This is a genomic window from Cedecea sp. B1(4), assembly GCF_059414925.1.
This window is the reverse complement of the sequence record NZ_JCAHMZ010000285.1, coordinates 1-451: the sequence shown is the minus strand read 5'-3', so window position 1 is coordinate 451 and position 451 is coordinate 1. Positions and strand designations below refer to the sequence as shown.

The 451-nt window shown below is 68.3% G+C and carries 1 protein-coding gene; it reads left to right on the top strand.

Features of this window, described 5'->3' with window-relative positions:
• Positions 1–60 precede the first annotated feature (60 nt).
• Positions 61–451: DUF6094 domain-containing protein (locus ACR6JA_RS22965; RefSeq protein WP_494599806.1), on the top strand; the 391-nt coding region annotated here is incomplete at its 3' end.

Genomic DNA, 451 nt, shown 5'->3' with positions numbered 1-451 from the left:
CCCCACGGGCATGCGCGCCACGCGTGCCCGCCTTCCCTCATCCATCATCAGGAGAAATCCATGGCACTCATGTTTCCGCGCCTGGCGCGCAATTTCATTCGTAACGGCTACTTCCCCACCGACGAACCGACGCTGGAGCGGGCCTTGTCCGCGCTGGCGCCGTCTCCCGGCGCCATGTCCATCCTCGATCCCTGCGCCGGCGAAGGCGTGGCGATCGCCGAAGCCGCCCACGCCCTCGGGCGCGAGCAGGTCCAGGCCTTCGCCGTCGAGTACGACGCCGAGCGTGCCCGCCACGCACGGCAACTGGTCGATCGCTGCATCCACGGTGACCTGATGGACACGCTGATCTCGCGCCAGTCCTTCGGGCTGCTGTGGCTCAACCCGCCCTATGGCGACCTGAGCAAGGACGCCAACGGCAACATCGGCTACCAGGGCCAAGGCCGCGCCAGGC